Raw genomic sequence first — 16217 nt, forward strand, 5'->3', positions numbered from 1 at the left:
TTAATACACACTATTCAAAAAAAATTCTTATTATTGCAATATTTACAATAAATTAGTACATCGTAGTTAAGATATTTCTAAGGCGTTTCATCTCTTCTAATGCCCGGCCAGTTCCCAATGCCACACAATCCAATGGATTTTCAGCAACAATAACAGGCAAACCCGTTGCTTGACGCAACACATCATCTAAACGCAATAATAAGCTGCCACCACCTGTAAGCATAATGCCCTTATCAACGATATCCGCAGCCAATTCAGGAGGAGTGTTTTCTAATGCAATTGTGACACCTTCAACGATTTGTGCGATAGGTTCGGCCAAACTATCAGCAATCTGTTCTTGTGATACTTTAATTTCTCTAGGAACACCATTCATTAAGTCACGTCCCTTAACATCACACCATGGGCCACCATCACCATTCGCAGAAGGCGTTGCAATTGCAGCACCAATCTCCATTTTCAATCTTTCGGCAGAGCTTTCACCAATTAATAAATTATGAGTACGACGAATATAAGCAATAATTGCTTCATCCATTCTATCGCCACCCACACGAACAGAGCGAGAATAAACAATACCACCTAATGAAATAACAGCAACCTCAGTTGTTCCACCACCGATATCAACAATCATACTGCCTGAAGGCTCTGTTACTGGTAAACCAGCACCAATTGCTGCGGCCATTGGTTCCTCAATTAATTGAACACGACGGGCCCCCGCCCCCTCAGCACTTTCTTGGATAGCACGTCTTTCAACCGCTGTGGCACCTGATGGTACACAGATAACGATTTGAGGGCTAGCAAACATGCGACGATTATGCACTTTATGAATAAAGTGCTTGATCATTTCTTCTGCGACATCAAAATCTGCAATAACTCCATCCCGCATAGGGCGAATAGCGGTAATATTTCCAGGGGTACGTCCGACCATGTTTTTGGCTTCTTCACCAACGGCTAATACCTGTTTTTTTCCACGAACATCAGCAATCGCAACCACCGATGGTTCATTTAATACTATTCCCCGACCTTTTACATATACCAATGTATTAGCCGTTCCTAAATCTATCGCCATGTCTGCAGACATAAAACCGAACAGACGAGAAAACATCCACCACTCCCGACAGCAAAACTTTATATGATTGTATCCACACTTAATTTTAAAATTTTCTACAACTTATTTCTTTTTCAGAAATTCGCAGTGCTTAATTTCAAAAAGCTCTTCAATCGAATACCCATTTGCAGCAATTGGAGCAAGAGATATCTCATAAAAAACTAAGTTTTTTTCTATTTTAAATCGTTTTTGACAAGAAAGGTTACCCAACATCAACATAGTGATAAAATCATCACATAAAAATTCCTTTTCTGCGATAATATTTAAAATTAAATTATTTTAAATTAGAAAAAAATCCCTCTACATTTATTAACAAACGTTAATAATCTCAATATCTCTATCTCGTTCTTAAACAAAATTCCTTTAAATACAAACTATTCGTGCATAATCGAAAACAATGCAATGAACGTTTAAATAAAATAATCTGATAACGAATCGAAAAAGATTATCCTTCATTAACGTTTTAAGACAACAGATTTTTTTTATTTTCTTGAAAACGATTATTGGTAATCTGAATTGGCAATTAATTTAATTTTATCTAATCTGAAATATGATATCGCTTTCAAGAATTTCGAATTTCGTCATTTTAACAAAGGCCATTTTAAATTGTGATAAAGAATATTAAGACTCTGTCAAAAATAAACCATTTTGTTATAATACGAATATACTGAAGCAACAAATTAGTTAATAATTAAAAATTGTAAAAGAGAACCGTAAATGAAAAAATTACTAAAATCTACATATGCTGGCTTAGCTCTTGTAATCGTTTCTACTTCTTTCTTATCCGCTTGCGATGGTGGATATAGTATGGGTGGTCGTGCTGGTACTGGGGCACTTATTGGTGGGGGTACTGGTGCAGCAATCGGTGCTCTTGCTGGGGGTGGACGTGGTGCTGCAATCGGTGCTCTTGCTGGAGGAGCATTAGGCGCAGGTACTGGGGCCTTGACTACACCAAACCGTCCAAATCAAGGATATTATAATAACGGCTATCAACAGGGCAGATATTAATAACCCTATATAAAATAAAAAAAGCCTCTAAAGAAAATGGATAAGAACCCATTTTCTTTAGAGGTTAATTAATTGAAAGATCCAACAAAACGTAGATATTCATTCTGTATTTAACAGTAGAAAAAGTTCTACGAGAAAGAATATCATAAATTGCATACTTTATATTTTGGCACTTTTTAGGCAAAAACGCAATTAAATAATTATGTTTTAGCCCGTAAGATGAGTAACACTGCCACCAATAGCAAAATAACGATCAACGGCCCCTTTTATTGAAGATGCAATCACAGCGCGATATCCTGCACGACGTAATGCAGCCTCATCACTACGATTAGACATAAATCCCATTTCCACTAAAATAGAAGGAATATTAACAGATTTTAAAACAACAAAAGCTGCGTGTCTTCGTGGATTAGGGAGTAAACCCACCCTAGGTCCAAGAGATCGAACAATATTTTGCGCCATCGTAATGGATTCTCGCTTTGTCTCCAGTTTAACTAAACTTGCTAAAATTTTTTGCACAGCAGGAGAAGTCACATGTACATTAGGACCACCATATCGATCAGCTTGGTTTTCTGTTGACGCCAAAGCCGCAGATTGCGCATCAGATGCTGTATTTGAAAGTGTGTAAACGCTTGCTCCCTTAATTGAAGAATTACTTAATGCATCTGCATGCATTGAAATAAATAAATCAGCTTTATTTTTTTGTGCAAAATCAACACGACCGTCAAGAGGAACAAAACGATCTGAATCACGAGTAAGTTTAACCTTGTATCGACCCGTTCTTGTCAATTGCCTAGACAACTCAACGGCAGTTGCATACGAAATATGTTTTTCATATGTTCCCGAATATCCAATCGCGCCTGGATCTTTCCCACCATGACCAGGGTCTAACACAATCAATGGTAATGGTTTCTTAGCCCGACCAATAATTGCTGGGGCTTTATCTTTAGTGTGTTTTTTAGAAGATGTACGAACAGAAGTTGTGTGTTTTGAATGAACGATTTTTTTTTCAGCAGCCAAAACAGAGGATGAAAACAATAAGGCTGTCGAAGCAGATGTAAAAAGAAGCATCCTTCTGGATAATTGAAAATCGATAGTTTCTATATGTTTATTTTCTAATTCTGTCTTATTCTCATCCATTAATTTTATACTCTTGACCCTTATTAACATAATATTTATTTCTATTTCACAAGACTATACAAAAAATAATTAAAAAAATCTTTACTTTTAAAAAAAATATCTGATCAAAATAAAGAAAGCGTAAAAAACATTTGCGTTCCCTATTAATTCTGCGATAATGCAAGAATGTTTTAAATAATTTCTGAAAAATGAAGTGATTTAAAATTAATAAGTAATAAATATTGTTGTTAGCTTTTTACTATTTAAGAGATCAAGATTTATGTGCATATGTTTTTACACTTGAGCATCATATAAACTATATTATTAATGATTTTAAGATAAAAGATTCTATAGAGAATTTTTAATTCAACAAATTTAGAAATGCGTAAAGAGCTAAATACAATTTCGGTACGTTACGATATATAAAAGACTATCATTCACGAAATTTATCCTTTTTTGATATATTTCATGGTTACACGGTAAAAATGACTATAAAAATACATGTTTCCATCCGCAAATAATATTCAAAAAAATGTAATTTGATTGCAGACGACAATCATTGGAGTAATAATAAAATATGAATAAAAAAATGCTGATCGATGCCAGCTATAAAGAAGAAACGCGCATCGTTATTTTAGATGGCAATTGTATCGAAGAATACGATGTAGAAAGTGCAGCAAAAAAACAATTAAAGGGCAATATTTATCTTGCCAAAATCATTCGTATTGAACCAAGCTTGCAAGCCGCATTTGTAGATTATGGCGGAAACCGTCACGGGTTCTTGGCATTCAGCGAAATCCATCCTGATTATTATCAAATTCCCATCGCTGATCGTAAAGAACTTCTTGCTCTACAAAAATCAGAAAAAACAAATAATGACGATGTTATCGATGACGATGATAAAGATATTATCGAGTTGAATAGCGAAGAAGAACGTCCTATTCCCAATATTCTCAAAAATTATAAAATCCAAGAAGTTATCCATCGCAGACAGATATTACTCGTTCAAGTTGTTAAAGAAGAAAGAGGTAATAAAGGTGCGGCTCTAACAACTTATCTTTCATTAGCAGGCCGGTATTGTGTATTGATGCCTAACTCTCTACGTGGTGGAGGGATCTCTCGTAAAATCACTTCCTCTTCTGAACGTCGTCGTCTAAAAGATATTATCGACGAATTGGATATTCCTGCCCATATGGGCATGATCATCCGCACCGCAGGGGCACAATGTCCCAAAGCAGACGCCCTTAAAGATGGTGAATATTTACTACGTTTATGGGATGAAATCCGTGATCGTACTATGAAAGCAATTGCACCAACTTTAATCTATGAAGATTCAAGTTTATTGAAACGTGCAATCAGAGATATTTACACTTCCGATATCAGTGAAATTCTAATTGATGGGGAAGATGGCTGGAACATAGCGCGGGATTATATGCGGGCTTTAATGCCTCAAAATATTCGCAAACTACATTTGTGGCGTGATCAAAAGCAAAGTTTATTTTCCCATTACAAAGTAGAAAAACTTATCGATCAAATGTTGTCACCAACCGTGCAGCTAAAATCTGGTGGCTATCTAGTAATCAATCAAACAGAAGCCTTAGTTGCAATTGACGTTAATTCCGGTCGTTCTATCAAAGAAAGAGATTTAGAAGAAACCGCATTGCGTACTAACCAAGAGGCAGCGGACGAGGTCGTTCGCCAATTACGATTACGAGATCTGGCAGGTCTGATCGTTATTGACTTTATTGATATGGAAAACAAAAAACATAACTATATGGTCGAACGGCGTTTAAAATCTGCATTACATAAAGATCGTGCAAGAATCCAAGTGGGATCCATTTCCTCTTTTGGCTTATTAGAGATGACCAGACAACGCCTACGTCCATCTATTGCTGAATTTGCTTTTACTCCTTGTCATCATTGTAACGGCACGGGTGTGATACGTACTACGGAAAATGAATGTTTGCATATTCTTAGACAAATCGATGAAGAAGCTCGTAAATCCAAACCTGGGATTTTAACGGTTCAAACCTCGTCGCATGAAATTGCTTTTTATATTTTAAATCAAAAACGCAATTGGTTGTTAAATATTGAGAATAAGTATAAAATACAAATTATTCTAGAGATTGACTCATCACTTCAGGCCTCACAAATTCAGTGCAAACTTGAAGTCAACGAAACGTCCGATATTGAAGTCGAGGCTGAAGCAGAAAAAACTGATTTCTTACTACAAGAAAGTCCGTTTATTCGTGAAATTCCGATCCAGTCCCAGTCCAACGTTGAAATTACTCACTCACAAAGTTCGCCTGAAGACAGAGAACATTATAATCGGAATAGACGTCGAAATAAACGTTCACGAAATGGTAACAATCCACGTTATCAAAAAGAAGAACAACCTTATCAAAATGCAGCTTTAACAACTGAAACAGATTCAATATTGGAAACAATTGTTCAGCAACAAGATGAACAACCAGATATTAGTTTTCATCCCGTTGTTAACCAAGATGAATATTTTGCAACCAAGCGTGAGGAAACACCAAAGCGTTCTAACCGATATCCCAGACAGCCTAGATGGAAGCGTAATAAATACCAACCCAGCGAACATAATCAAGAAGAAGCAACACCTATCACCATTGATGCGATTACTCCTGATGAAACAGACAATTCCATCACAGCTACACAAGCGGGGGCAGCGCATAATTCTCAGTCTGCTGTTGTTCTTGGAGATAATATCGATGTACAGCCTAAAGGTGAGCACCTTGCTTTGATAGAAAATCAATCTTCAATTATAGGTGAAGTTGCGGAAGAAGAAGTAGTAAAACCTGTGAAGAGAACACGTAAAGGAACAAAGTCAACACAGACAAAAACGAAAAGCAAAGCATCAACGAAAATTAAAGATACCGTTAATAGCGACAACGAAAACAATGATCATGTTCCATCGCATCAGGTTGAAAATGTATCTGTAGCGGTTGCTGCTGTTGAAGATCTTGACACAAAACCTGTAAAAAAAGCCACAACTCGTGGTCGTAAAAAATCAACCACGACCAAAACGGCTACAACAAAAGCCAAGACAACAACACGAAAAACAACCAGTACAAAGACAAAATCTGCTAGTGATAAAAAAGCAAAGTCAATAAAAGAGGATGATTCTGCTGTTATTCAGCCAATCGTCATTGACGAAACTGCCCCCGCACCTACCCCTCGTAAAGGATGGTGGAGCCGTTGATCTACTGATATATTAAATACACTTTATTTAAAAAAACTTAACAGTGATAAAATACTGTTAAGTTTTTTTAAATTTTCGGTTAAAATACTGATTCCTAATAAATTTTTTTATAAAGAATTGTGACATGCAGCTTTCTCGATATACTGATTATGCCCTTAGAATCCTCATTTATCTTGGCATTCATAATGACCGACTGAGCTCTATTCATGAAATAGCAACATGTTACGATATTTCACAGAATCATTTGATGAAAATCGTACATGATCTTGGTAAAGCGAACTTTATAGAAACAGTAAGAGGCCGTAGGGGTGGATTACAACTTCATAAAAGCCCTGCCGAGATTACCCTAGGCAGTATTATTCGATATACAGAAGAAGCTGAAAAGCCGATTAAGTGTGGCAATTGTCTTATACAAAATAGTTGTATCATCCAAGATATTGTTACCAAAGCATTTGAATCTTTTTACGAGGTTTTAGATAAATACACATTAGCAAATGTTTTACATGATTATGAAAAACTGGAGCATCTGCTAAAATCAAGCAGGGAACCTTCTTGCACTCCTATTACACCCCTATCATAACGAATTTTATTAAATAACTAAAATTATGATCGAAATATGTTTTTAAAAGGATTATAAGTCCTTTTATCATTATAAAACTTTATACCTATTTCGTTAATATATTAATAAACTTAAAACTACAGGATAAATAAATGCATCGCTATCGTACCCATAATTGTGCTGCTTTAAAAGCAAGCGACGTTGGATCAACAGTTAAACTCTCTGGTTGGGTACATAGTAAACGAGATCATGGTGGTTTGCTATTTATCGATTTACGCGACCATTTTGGAATCACACAAATTGTTATCCCAGCGGATTCCTCACTACTTGAAACGATTGAAAAAGTTAGAGTGGAAAGCGTTTTATGCGTTACGGGCAACGTTGTACTGCGTGAGGGCGATACTGTTAATCCAAAATTACCTACAGGTGAAATTGAAATTCAAGCCAGCGAAATTGAAATTTTATCTTCTGCTGCAGTCTTGCCCTTTCAAGTGAACGGCAACGAAAATTATCCAGAAGACTTGCGTTTAAGCTATCGCTACATCGATTTACGTCGCGATCGTATCCATCGCAATATTATGCTGCGTGCAAATATTATTGCAAGTTTACGACGTCGAATGATTGAACAAGGCTTTACCGAATTCCAAACTCCAATTTTAACGGCGTCCTCTCCTGAAGGAGCCAGAGATTTCTTGGTTCCAGCACGGTTGCATCCTGGTAAATTTTATGCTTTACCCCAAGCGCCTCAACAATTTAAACAATTAGCGATGGTGGCTGGTTTTGACCGTTATTTCCAAATTGCCCCTTGCTTTCGTGACGAAGCCGCACGCGCTGATCGTTCCCCTGGTGAATTCTATCAATTAGACTTTGAAATGTCTTTTGTAACGCAAGAGGACGTTTTTGCAACCATTGAACCAGTGATGGAAGGAGTATTTAGAGAATTTGCCCCCAACCACGAAATCAGCCCTGCCCCATTTATCCGTATTCCTTATAAGCAAGCAATGAAAGAATACGGCAGTGATAAACCAGACCTGCGTAACCCCTTAAAAATTACCAATGTTTCCAGCGCGTTTGATGGATCTGGTTTTGGATTATTTGCCAAAATTACCGCCGATGGTGGCGAGGTTCGCGCTATCCCAGCACCAAGGGCTGGAGGGAAACCACGTTCCTTCTTTGACAAACTCAATAATTGGGCCAGAGAAGAAAAAGCAGGTGGTTTAGGCTATATTACATTTGACGAAACAGGTGCTGCCAAAGGTCCTATTGCCAAAAATCTAGATGAAGATCGATGCGCAGCTATTAAGAAAGCTTGTAACCTACAAAATGGAGATGCAGTCTTTTTTGTCGCAGGCAAAGGCCTAGACATGGTCAAATTTTCTGGTACAGTACGCACAAAAATTGCCACAGAACTAGATTTAATTGAAAAGAACGCATTCCGTTTCTGTTGGATTGTTGATTTCCCCATGTATGAACTGAATGAAGAAACAGGATTGGTTGATTTTTCTCACAACCCATTTTCTATGCCACAAGGGGGACTAGAAGCATTAAACAATCAAGATCCATTGGAAATCAACGCATATCAATATGATATTGTTTGCAATGGCATTGAATTATCTTCTGGCGCTATTCGAAATCACCGTCCTGATATTATGATCCGTGCTTTTGAAATTGCTGGATATCCAGAAGAAGAAGTTGAAAAACGTTTTGGTGGCATGTTAAACGCATTTCGATATGGTGCTCCTCCTCATGGTGGTGCAGCCCCAGGTGTCGATCGCATGGTTATGCTTTTAACTGACGAACCCAATATTCGTGAGGTCATTTTATTCCCATTAAATCAACAAGGTGAAGATTTAATGATGTGTGCGCCCGCCCCAACGACCCCAGAACGATTAAAAGAACTTTCATTAGCGTTAAATCTTCCTAAGATTGCAGTTAAAAAATCAGATAGTAATTCCGAAGAAAACAAGAAGTAAAAAATATTCAGATTGCTTGTAAATTACAAGCAATCTGAATATTCGTACAGCGATCGTTAAAATATATATAAAACTTTAAGTTTATTCTAACGGTAGTTTTTAGTTTTAATTATCGTTGTTCTATTTAGCCATAAATTGAATACAAATTAGTAAATATTCGTATCTTTTCTTTCTGCTATTAACTCTATCAATACAAAATACTCTTATCTACTTATTCTAATTTGTTCAAATTTGCACCTATTTGCAAAATCCTTTATAATTGCTTTTTAAAACTGTAATATCTTAATGAAAGGATTAATTTTGAATTCCGTTATTATTAAGAAATTTTTGTATAGTATTTAGACAAACTCTGGAATTATTGTTAATTAATGTTTCTAGCTGTGCTTTGTCACAGAATATCTATTTGAAAAAAATTTCAAAAATACTTAACAATATTTAACTATGGCTAATATGAGTTTTAGTACACCACATGCACCTACCCCTCTTTTGCAATCTAAGGATGGGTACATATAGTGTTCTTTACCATATGACTGCTGTTAAAGTCTGATTTAAGCCTCTTTTTGAATAAATTTCATCTTTTGACAAATATTAAATACAAACACTCCATTTAAGAATAAAGGACCTATCGTTGCTAACTAAGAAACAGAAAGAAAAAATTGTATCATCACCACTACGTGATGGGGAACTAGCACACACTTTGGAACGCCGTCATGTTGTCATGATTTCCATGGGGGGGATTATTGGTGCTGGTCTCTTTGTCGGTGCTTCTGCCTCTATTCACGCAACTGGACCAGCTGTTTTACTATCCTACGTTATTACGGGGCTGATTATTTTCTTTGTAATGAGAATGCTGGGCGAACTGGTGATTGAAAAGCCTGAAGTCGGATCCTTTTTAAATCACATTCGCAGGGGAATGGGACATAATATTACCTTTGTTTTAGGATGGGGATATTGGTTGTTTTGGATCTCTGCAATCGCTGCTGAATCAATTGCGGGTGGCGAAATGTTGCAGCATTACATGCATATTCCCAAAGAATACAGCTTTGCTGCAACAATGATTTTAGGACCTATTTTAGTCATTGCCATGATGATAACCAATCTTTTTTCAGTGCGAGGATATGGCGAATTCGAATTCTGGTTTGCTTTAATCAAGATTATCGCTATTGCTGCATTTATCGTTGTTGGGGGTATTGCCGTTGTGCATCTTTTTGGCTTCACCCAAGGACATGTTGAAAATATTTGGTCACATCATGGTTTCTTCCCAAATGGCTTTATTGCGATCTTTACAATAATCCCAACCGTATTATTTACGGTAACAGGATCCGAAGTTGCGACTATTGCCGCAGCAGAATCTGATAAACCAGCTGAAAATGTTGCTTATGCAACGCGAACGATCATCTTTAGAATTGTTGCGTTTTACGTATTATCTATCGCTGTGATTTTATCTATTGTGCCTTGGGATGAAGTAATTCCTGGTATCTCGCCATTTTTGATGGCACTACAGGCACTCAAGATCCCGTATGCTTCTGACATTATGGAATTTACTATTCTTGTTGCAATCCTCTCTTGTTTGAACTCCTCCATTTATGCAACATCTCGAACATTATTTGAACTGGCTGAATATGATGATGCACCAAGATGGTTAATTCACACCAACAGTAATGGTGTGCCAAAACGAGCCATTATTACAGCATCTATAATTGGAATTATCATTTCTATTGCATCTTATATCTCTCCCAGCCATACTTTTTCTTATCTTCTCAGTTGTGCTGGTTCTATTATTTTGTTCGTTTATATTGCTATTGGATTATCACAAATAAATGTGCGAAACAAAATGCAAAAAGAAAATATTAAACCTATTTTCCAGATGTGGTTATTCCCATATTTATCTTGGATCACAGTAATCTCTTTGGCTGGTGTTGTTATTGCAATGTTGTTTAATAGTACTTCACGCAATCAAATTCTGATTACCTGTGCTATTTTAGGGGTAATTGGTATATGTCGTTGGATTATGTGGTTAAATAACAACACCCGAACAACGCGCAGAAAAACCCCCTAAAGAATTCTTATCTATTTCTATACAATCTATCCATAGTGTAGTATTGAAGACCTTGGAAACAAGGTCTTTTTTAGGATAATTTTCATGATTGAGGCAGTTTTAGACGTCAAAGAACTTCTTTGCCCTTTACCAGTTTTAAAAGCTAATCGTGCATTAAAATCATTACAATCAGGCAACAGTCTAAGGATTTTGGCTACGGATCGAAATACTATTAAAGATTTTCAAGAATTTTGTCGTCAAACGGGACATTCTTTAATTGCTTTTTCCGACCAGGGGACGGTCTTATCCTTTGTTATCAAACGAAAATAGCCATTTCCTTACAGAAAACAATCTTGATGCTGATTTATTGAAGAGAAAATGATAAACTATTTATTGTTTTTTAGGTGAAATATATTGGAAAATAAAATGACGGACAATCTCTCCTCTCTTTCGTTTGAGGATGCTCTTAGCGAGCTTGAAAAAATTGTTCATAATTTAGAAACAGGCCAACAAAAATTAGAAGAAGCTATTGTTTCTTATGAACGTGGCGCAGAACTACGTCGCTATTGTGAAAAAAAACTTAACGAAGCCGAGGCTAGAGTACAAATCATTGTTAAGAAAGATGATTCCAGCCTTGATACTGAAACTGTTGAATAATTTTAAAGGTCACACCTTATGACTTCCTCCTCTTCTGAGACAACAAACGCTCAATCTCTTCGCAATTCTTTAACGCAGCGCGCCGCTGAACTTGAAGCAACGTTAAACAAATTGCTTCCTCGTATGAAAGGGGGAGAGGCAAATTTAATCGAAGCCATGCGTTATGCAGTGCTTGGGGGGGGTAAAAGATTAAGAGGATATTTAGTCACCGAGGTCGCGTCCTTGTTTAACGTCCCCGTCACCCGAGCATTATACGTCGGTGCATCCGTTGAAATGTTACATGCTTACTCGTTAATTCATGATGATCTTCCAGCCATGGATGACGACGATTTGCGCCGTGGCAAACCTTCAACTCATAAACAATTTGGAGAAGCTATTGCTATTTTAGCTGGCGATGCTCTGCAAACCAAAGCATTCGAAATCTTGGCCATGGAGGAAACGCACGAAAGTACCAAAATTCGTATCGAACTGGTTAAAGCTTTGGCAGAAGCCAGTGGATCAACTGGCATGGTTGGCGGTCAAGTCATCGACATGGAAGGGGAAAATAAGCATCTTACTTTACCAGAAGTGCTGAACCTACACGCTATGAAAACAGGGCGTTTGATTTGTTACTCTGCTGAAGCAGGTGCTATTTTAGGACAAGCCTCTCATGAGTTACATAATCATATTATCAGCTATGGTCGTGATTTAGGTACGGCATTCCAAATTGCTGATGATGTCTTAGATGCCACCGCCAGTGCAGAAGAATTAGGAAAAACTGCAGGAAAAGATACAGCTGCTGGCAAGTCCACTTTTGTTTCTTTACTGGGAATTAATGATGCTAAAAAAGAGGCAGATCGCTTGGTGGCCAAGGCTATTCGCCATTTAGAACCCTTTGGTGATGCTGCTGATAATTTACGTGCTTTGGCTGAATATGTTGTCTATCGAAAAAATTAGTTTTTTATAATCTTCCACCTTTAAAGTACACTGCGTTGATCTTAACAGTCCAATTATATTTAAAGAGCTTTGATAAATGGCCAGTAAAAAACGAATAGATGTCCTTTTAGTGGACAGGGGTATGGTCGAAAGCCGTGCAAAAGCGCAGGCTCTGATTATGGCTGGATTGGTTTTTAATAAAGAGCAACGTATCAACAAAGCAGGCGATATGGTTCGCGAAGATACCGAACTTAGTATTAAACAACAAGAACATCCTTGGGTTTCTCGGGGGGGGATGAAACTTAATCATGCCCTCTCTTTTTTTAATCTATCTGCAAATAATTTGACCTGCTTGGATATTGGTGCCTCAACAGGGGGATTTACAGATGTTCTTTTGACCAATGGCGCTAATAAAGTTTACGCTGTTGATGTTGGTCACGGGCAATTAGCATGGAAATTACGTAGTGATCCCAGAGTTATCGTGCATGAAAAATGTAATGCTCGTTACTTGACCGCAGAACAGATTCCCGACCCTGTACAAGCTGTTGTTTGTGATGCCAGTTTTATCAGTTTAAAAACTGTTTTACCAGCGGGTCTTGCCTTATGTCAGGCGGGAGGATGGGCTGTTGCATTAATTAAACCACAGTTTGAGGCCGGGCGGGAACATGTTGGATCCAAGGGGGTTGTACGCGACCCCACTATTCATCAACAAGTATGCACAACCATTCAAGAATGGTGGCAGTCATTGCCGAATTGGAAAGTTCTTGGTGTTGAAACCAGCCCCATTACAGGTCCAGAGGGCAATATTGAGTTCTTAATTGCTGCCCAAAAAATATAAACGCAATTTATATACTTCACGACATAGCGTTCTAAGGTTCAATAATGTCAAATAATCATAAGTTACCTGCCCCCTTAACCTTTGATCATTATACCTTACGACCGATCGAGCAAACAGACGCCTCCTCACTGCATAGTTTGATTAATGATTGGAACGTCGTAAGAATGTTAAGCCAGGTTCCTTTTCCTTATTCTAAAACTTTGTTAGATCAATGGATCAACACAATGATCCAAGAAATGAAGGATGGTATCTCTTATCATTTCACGATCTTTGACCGTTCATTTGAAAAACCTGTCATTGTAGGATGTATTGGTATTCGTCTGAACACCAAAGATCAATTGGGAAAAATTGGTTATTGGCTTGGACAAAAATACTGGGGGAAACAAATTGCCAGTCGTGCCTTGCAACGTCTTAGCTCTTGGGCCTTGGCCAATTTGAATATTAATTATATTCACGCAACAGCAGCTGATGATAACTTGGCTTCTATTGCTGTTTTAAAAAAATGTGGTTATCAACCCTTTGGTCAAGGCAAGGAAAAATTCCTTGCCCGTGCTGTTGAACAATCAGTATCTTATTTTCTATTACAACGAGAAGATATTTGCCCAGGAAAGTCTCCGATCCCCATGAATAATACTCTTTTAAAACCAAAGAAAATTTTACTTGTTGTCGCAGCAGCCTTGATTGATATTGATGGGCAACTATTATTAGCACGTCGTCCTGAGGGTAAATCTATGGCTGGTATGTGGGAATTTCCTGGAGGAAAAGTTGAACCAAATGAAACGCCAGAGGCCGCATTAATCCGCGAGCTAAAAGAAGAAATCAATATTGATGTATCGCAAAGTTGTCTGGCACCTTTTACATTTGCATCACATGAATATGCTGACTTTCATCTATTAATGCCTTTGTATGTCTGTCATAAATGGAAAAATGTACCAGAACCAAAAGAAAATCAACAACTTGCATGGGTCAACTGCGAGGAACTAGACCATTACCTTGTAATGGAAGCAGACAAACCCTTTATTCCGTTATTAAAAGATTTGATGTTCTAGTTTCACTATTTCAGGAATTTTAAATTTATATTGAGGTTGTCCTGAAACTGGCACCTTGAAACTAAATAAACCTCCTGCTAGCGGAGCTTCTTTTCCTTGTTCAGATGTCATTCCCTTACGAGCTGTCGTGACATAAGCTGTGGTATAGTCTTTACCACCAAAAGCAATTTTTGTGACATTAGGGCAAGGGAATGGAATATTTTCAACCATTTCCCCATGTGAGTCATAAACATTTATTCCCCAACCATTATATAAACATACCCATAATCGCTCTTTACAGTCCAAGGCCATACCATCTGGATATCCTTGATCCAAATGAACAAAAATCTGCTTATTGGATAAAATATTTGTATCAATCACTGTGAAGGAATAAATATGCTGAGCATTAGAATGATTGTGATAGAGGCGTTGACTGTTCGTCAACAACGGACCATTTGTAACCACATAATTTGAGTCCTTTTTAGACAATACTGGCGTTCCCGTTGAATCCCACTCTAACAAATATAACGAACCCTTTGGATCTTGCTCGTTTCTATCCATCGTTCCAAACCACAGGCGCCCCAAGGAATCAATATATCCGTCATTAAGACGATTATTGGTAATTCCTTCATCCATTTCTAACCATCGGATCAATTGTCCGTGTACAGGATTGAACCAATATAAACCATCCTCCATTCCACACAATAAGTACGTAGATGTGGTGGGGAGAACAAAAGTTGGCTGTTTGTGGGTATCCCATATTTGTTTTTCTTGGCTTTCTGGATGATATCGATATATCTTCTTGTCGAATATACTGACAAAATACACACTTTGTTCAGATTCAATCCAAACCACCCCTTCTCCTAACGAAGCTTTTAGATCCCACAAACACTCTGGTTTCATCATTTTTGTATGTATCATTACGTATCCTTCGCTTATAATAAGATGTTTATCTGAAGATATATCGAAAAATATTGTATTATAGGAACCAGTCTATGAGTCCCACAGCAGCTATTATCGTCATTGGCAATGAAATTCTTTCAGGCCGTACCCAAGACATTAATATTAATCATATTGCACAAAAATTAGCCATAGCGGGTATTAAATTAAAAGAGGCACGCATTATTCCTGATGATCGCCACGTCATTATAAATACAGTAAATAAACTCAGAGCCGCCGTAGATTATGTTTTTACCACTGGCGGTATTGGACCAACCCACGATGACATCACGTCTGACTGTGTCGCAGAAGCCTTTGGAGTACCTAATGAAATTCATCCGGAATCATTTAAGCTTCTAGAGCATTATATTGGTGCCGAAAATTTCAATGAGGCCCGCCAACGTATGGCTTATCTGCCACGAGGGGCGAAACCTATTGCTAATCCAGTTTCCATCGCACCAGGCTATGTTATCGGTAATGTTTACGTTATGGCAGGCGTGCCACAAATTATGCAAGCAATGTTGGACAACATTATCCCCACATTGCGCCATGGAAAACCAATTCTTTCAAAAAGTTGGTACGCATACCAAGCTTCTGAAGGAAAAGTTGCGAAAGATCTTGAAGCTATTCAAAAGAAATTTCCACAAACTGATATTGGATCTTATCCCTTTTATAATGAGAGCAAACAAAATGGCGTCGCATTAGTCGTAAAGGGGCAAGATCAACAAGCTGTCGAAAATGCTGCACAAGATATTTATAATTTATTGGTAAATATGGGGTATCAACCTCATGAAGGTGAACCCCAAAAATAA

14 protein-coding genes are annotated in these 16217 nt (G+C 37.5%); 11 read left to right on the top strand and 3 right to left on the bottom strand.

Annotated elements, in window-relative coordinates; translation table 11 throughout:
• Positions 1-52 precede the first annotated feature (52 nt).
• Positions 53-1102: a rod shape-determining protein gene (locus tag QJV27_RS04045; protein ID WP_281447692.1), complete on the bottom strand. Its 1050-nt coding sequence runs from the start codon at positions 1100-1102 to the stop codon at positions 53-55.
• 720 nt (positions 1103-1822) lie between these two features.
• Here QJV27_RS04045 and QJV27_RS04050 point away from each other — a divergent pair.
• Complete coding sequence (locus QJV27_RS04050) at positions 1823-2113, top strand: hypothetical protein (protein WP_281447693.1); 291 nt, start codon at positions 1823-1825, stop codon at positions 2111-2113.
• Positions 2114-2320: 207 nt separating this feature from the next.
• Here the strand turns inward: QJV27_RS04050 and QJV27_RS04055 are convergent, their stop codons facing one another.
• Positions 2321-3253 (bottom strand): N-acetylmuramoyl-L-alanine amidase family protein, encoded by a 933-nt coding sequence (locus tag QJV27_RS04055; RefSeq protein WP_281447694.1) that lies wholly within the window; start codon positions 3251-3253, stop codon positions 2321-2323.
• Positions 3254-3809: 556 nt separating this feature from the next.
• Here QJV27_RS04055 and QJV27_RS04060 point away from each other — a divergent pair.
• The 9 genes from QJV27_RS04060 to QJV27_RS04100 all read left to right on the top strand — a co-directional run bounded on the left by QJV27_RS04060 (position 3810) and on the right by QJV27_RS04100 (position 14487).
• Positions 3810-6458 carry an Rne/Rng family ribonuclease gene (locus QJV27_RS04060; protein ID WP_281447695.1) on the top strand — a complete coding sequence of 883 codons (2649 nt, stop codon included), beginning with the start codon at positions 3810-3812 and terminating at the stop codon, positions 6456-6458.
• A gap of 124 nt (positions 6459-6582) precedes the next feature.
• Positions 6583-7038 carry an RrF2 family transcriptional regulator gene (locus QJV27_RS04065; RefSeq protein WP_281447696.1) on the top strand — a complete coding sequence of 152 codons (456 nt, stop codon included), beginning with the start codon at positions 6583-6585 and terminating at the stop codon, positions 7036-7038.
• Between the two features lie 131 nt (positions 7039-7169).
• Positions 7170-8990 carry an aspartate--tRNA ligase gene (gene aspS / locus QJV27_RS04070; RefSeq protein WP_281447697.1) on the top strand — a complete coding sequence of 607 codons (1821 nt, stop codon included), beginning with the start codon at positions 7170-7172 and terminating at the stop codon, positions 8988-8990.
• 628 nt (positions 8991-9618) lie between these two features.
• Positions 9619-11049 carry an amino acid permease gene (locus QJV27_RS04075; RefSeq protein WP_281447698.1) on the top strand — a complete coding sequence of 477 codons (1431 nt, stop codon included), beginning with the start codon at positions 9619-9621 and terminating at the stop codon, positions 11047-11049.
• Between the two features lie 84 nt (positions 11050-11133).
• Entirely contained in the window at positions 11134-11358 is a 225-nt protein-coding gene (locus QJV27_RS04080; RefSeq protein ID WP_281447699.1) for a sulfurtransferase TusA family protein, read from the top strand.
• A 96-nt stretch (positions 11359-11454) separates the two neighbouring features.
• Positions 11455-11685, top strand: coding sequence for an exodeoxyribonuclease VII small subunit (locus tag QJV27_RS04085; RefSeq protein ID WP_281447700.1), 231 nt, complete (start codon positions 11455-11457; stop codon positions 11683-11685).
• A gap of 18 nt (positions 11686-11703) precedes the next feature.
• Entirely contained in the window at positions 11704-12621 is a 918-nt protein-coding gene (locus tag QJV27_RS04090; protein ID WP_281447701.1) for a polyprenyl synthetase family protein, read from the top strand.
• A 76-nt stretch (positions 12622-12697) separates the two neighbouring features.
• Complete coding sequence (locus QJV27_RS04095) at positions 12698-13438, top strand: TlyA family RNA methyltransferase (RefSeq protein ID WP_281447702.1); 741 nt, start codon at positions 12698-12700, stop codon at positions 13436-13438.
• A 44-nt stretch (positions 13439-13482) separates the two neighbouring features.
• Positions 13483-14487, top strand: a complete 1005-nt coding sequence (locus QJV27_RS04100) for a bifunctional GNAT family N-acetyltransferase/(deoxy)nucleoside triphosphate pyrophosphohydrolase (protein WP_281447703.1) — start codon at positions 13483-13485, stop codon at positions 14485-14487.
• Here QJV27_RS04100 and QJV27_RS04105 read toward each other — a convergent pair.
• Positions 14467-15387, bottom strand: coding sequence for an SMP-30/gluconolactonase/LRE family protein (locus QJV27_RS04105; protein ID WP_281447704.1), 921 nt, complete (start codon positions 15385-15387; stop codon positions 14467-14469). The genes QJV27_RS04100 and QJV27_RS04105 overlap by 21 nt on opposite strands.
• A gap of 74 nt (positions 15388-15461) precedes the next feature.
• Here QJV27_RS04105 and QJV27_RS04110 point away from each other — a divergent pair, with 74 nt between their 5' ends.
• Positions 15462-16217, top strand: coding sequence for a competence/damage-inducible protein A (locus tag QJV27_RS04110; RefSeq protein ID WP_281447705.1), 756 nt, complete (start codon positions 15462-15464; stop codon positions 16215-16217).

This window comes from Commensalibacter oyaizuii (genome assembly GCF_029953265.1).
In the GTDB taxonomy this organism is placed as follows: Bacteria; Pseudomonadota; Alphaproteobacteria; order Acetobacterales; family Acetobacteraceae; genus Commensalibacter; species Commensalibacter oyaizuii.

What these genes read in the sequence shown, in the direction of transcription:
- QJV27_RS04045 (WP_281447692.1), bottom strand. Translation starts at nt 1,102, where the DNA reads ATGTTTTCTCGTCTGTTCGGTTTTATGTCTGCAGACATGGCGATAGAT.
- QJV27_RS04050 (WP_281447693.1), top strand. Translation starts at nt 1,823, where the DNA reads ATGAAAAAATTACTAAAATCTACATATGCTGGCTTAGCTCTTGTAATC.
- QJV27_RS04055 (WP_281447694.1), bottom strand. Translation starts at nt 3,253, where the DNA reads ATGGATGAGAATAAGACAGAATTAGAAAATAAACATATAGAAACTATC.
- QJV27_RS04060 (WP_281447695.1), top strand. Translation starts at nt 3,810, where the DNA reads ATGAATAAAAAAATGCTGATCGATGCCAGCTATAAAGAAGAAACGCGC.
- QJV27_RS04065 (WP_281447696.1), top strand. Translation starts at nt 6,583, where the DNA reads ATGCAGCTTTCTCGATATACTGATTATGCCCTTAGAATCCTCATTTAT.
- aspS (WP_281447697.1), top strand. Translation starts at nt 7,170, where the DNA reads ATGCATCGCTATCGTACCCATAATTGTGCTGCTTTAAAAGCAAGCGAC.
- QJV27_RS04080 (WP_281447699.1), top strand. Translation starts at nt 11,134, where the DNA reads ATGATTGAGGCAGTTTTAGACGTCAAAGAACTTCTTTGCCCTTTACCA.
- QJV27_RS04085 (WP_281447700.1), top strand. Translation starts at nt 11,455, where the DNA reads ATGACGGACAATCTCTCCTCTCTTTCGTTTGAGGATGCTCTTAGCGAG.
- QJV27_RS04090 (WP_281447701.1), top strand. Translation starts at nt 11,704, where the DNA reads ATGACTTCCTCCTCTTCTGAGACAACAAACGCTCAATCTCTTCGCAAT.
- QJV27_RS04095 (WP_281447702.1), top strand. Translation starts at nt 12,698, where the DNA reads ATGGCCAGTAAAAAACGAATAGATGTCCTTTTAGTGGACAGGGGTATG.
- QJV27_RS04100 (WP_281447703.1), top strand. Translation starts at nt 13,483, where the DNA reads ATGTCAAATAATCATAAGTTACCTGCCCCCTTAACCTTTGATCATTAT.
- QJV27_RS04105 (WP_281447704.1), bottom strand. Translation starts at nt 15,387, where the DNA reads ATGATACATACAAAAATGATGAAACCAGAGTGTTTGTGGGATCTAAAA.
- QJV27_RS04110 (WP_281447705.1), top strand. Translation starts at nt 15,462, where the DNA reads ATGAGTCCCACAGCAGCTATTATCGTCATTGGCAATGAAATTCTTTCA.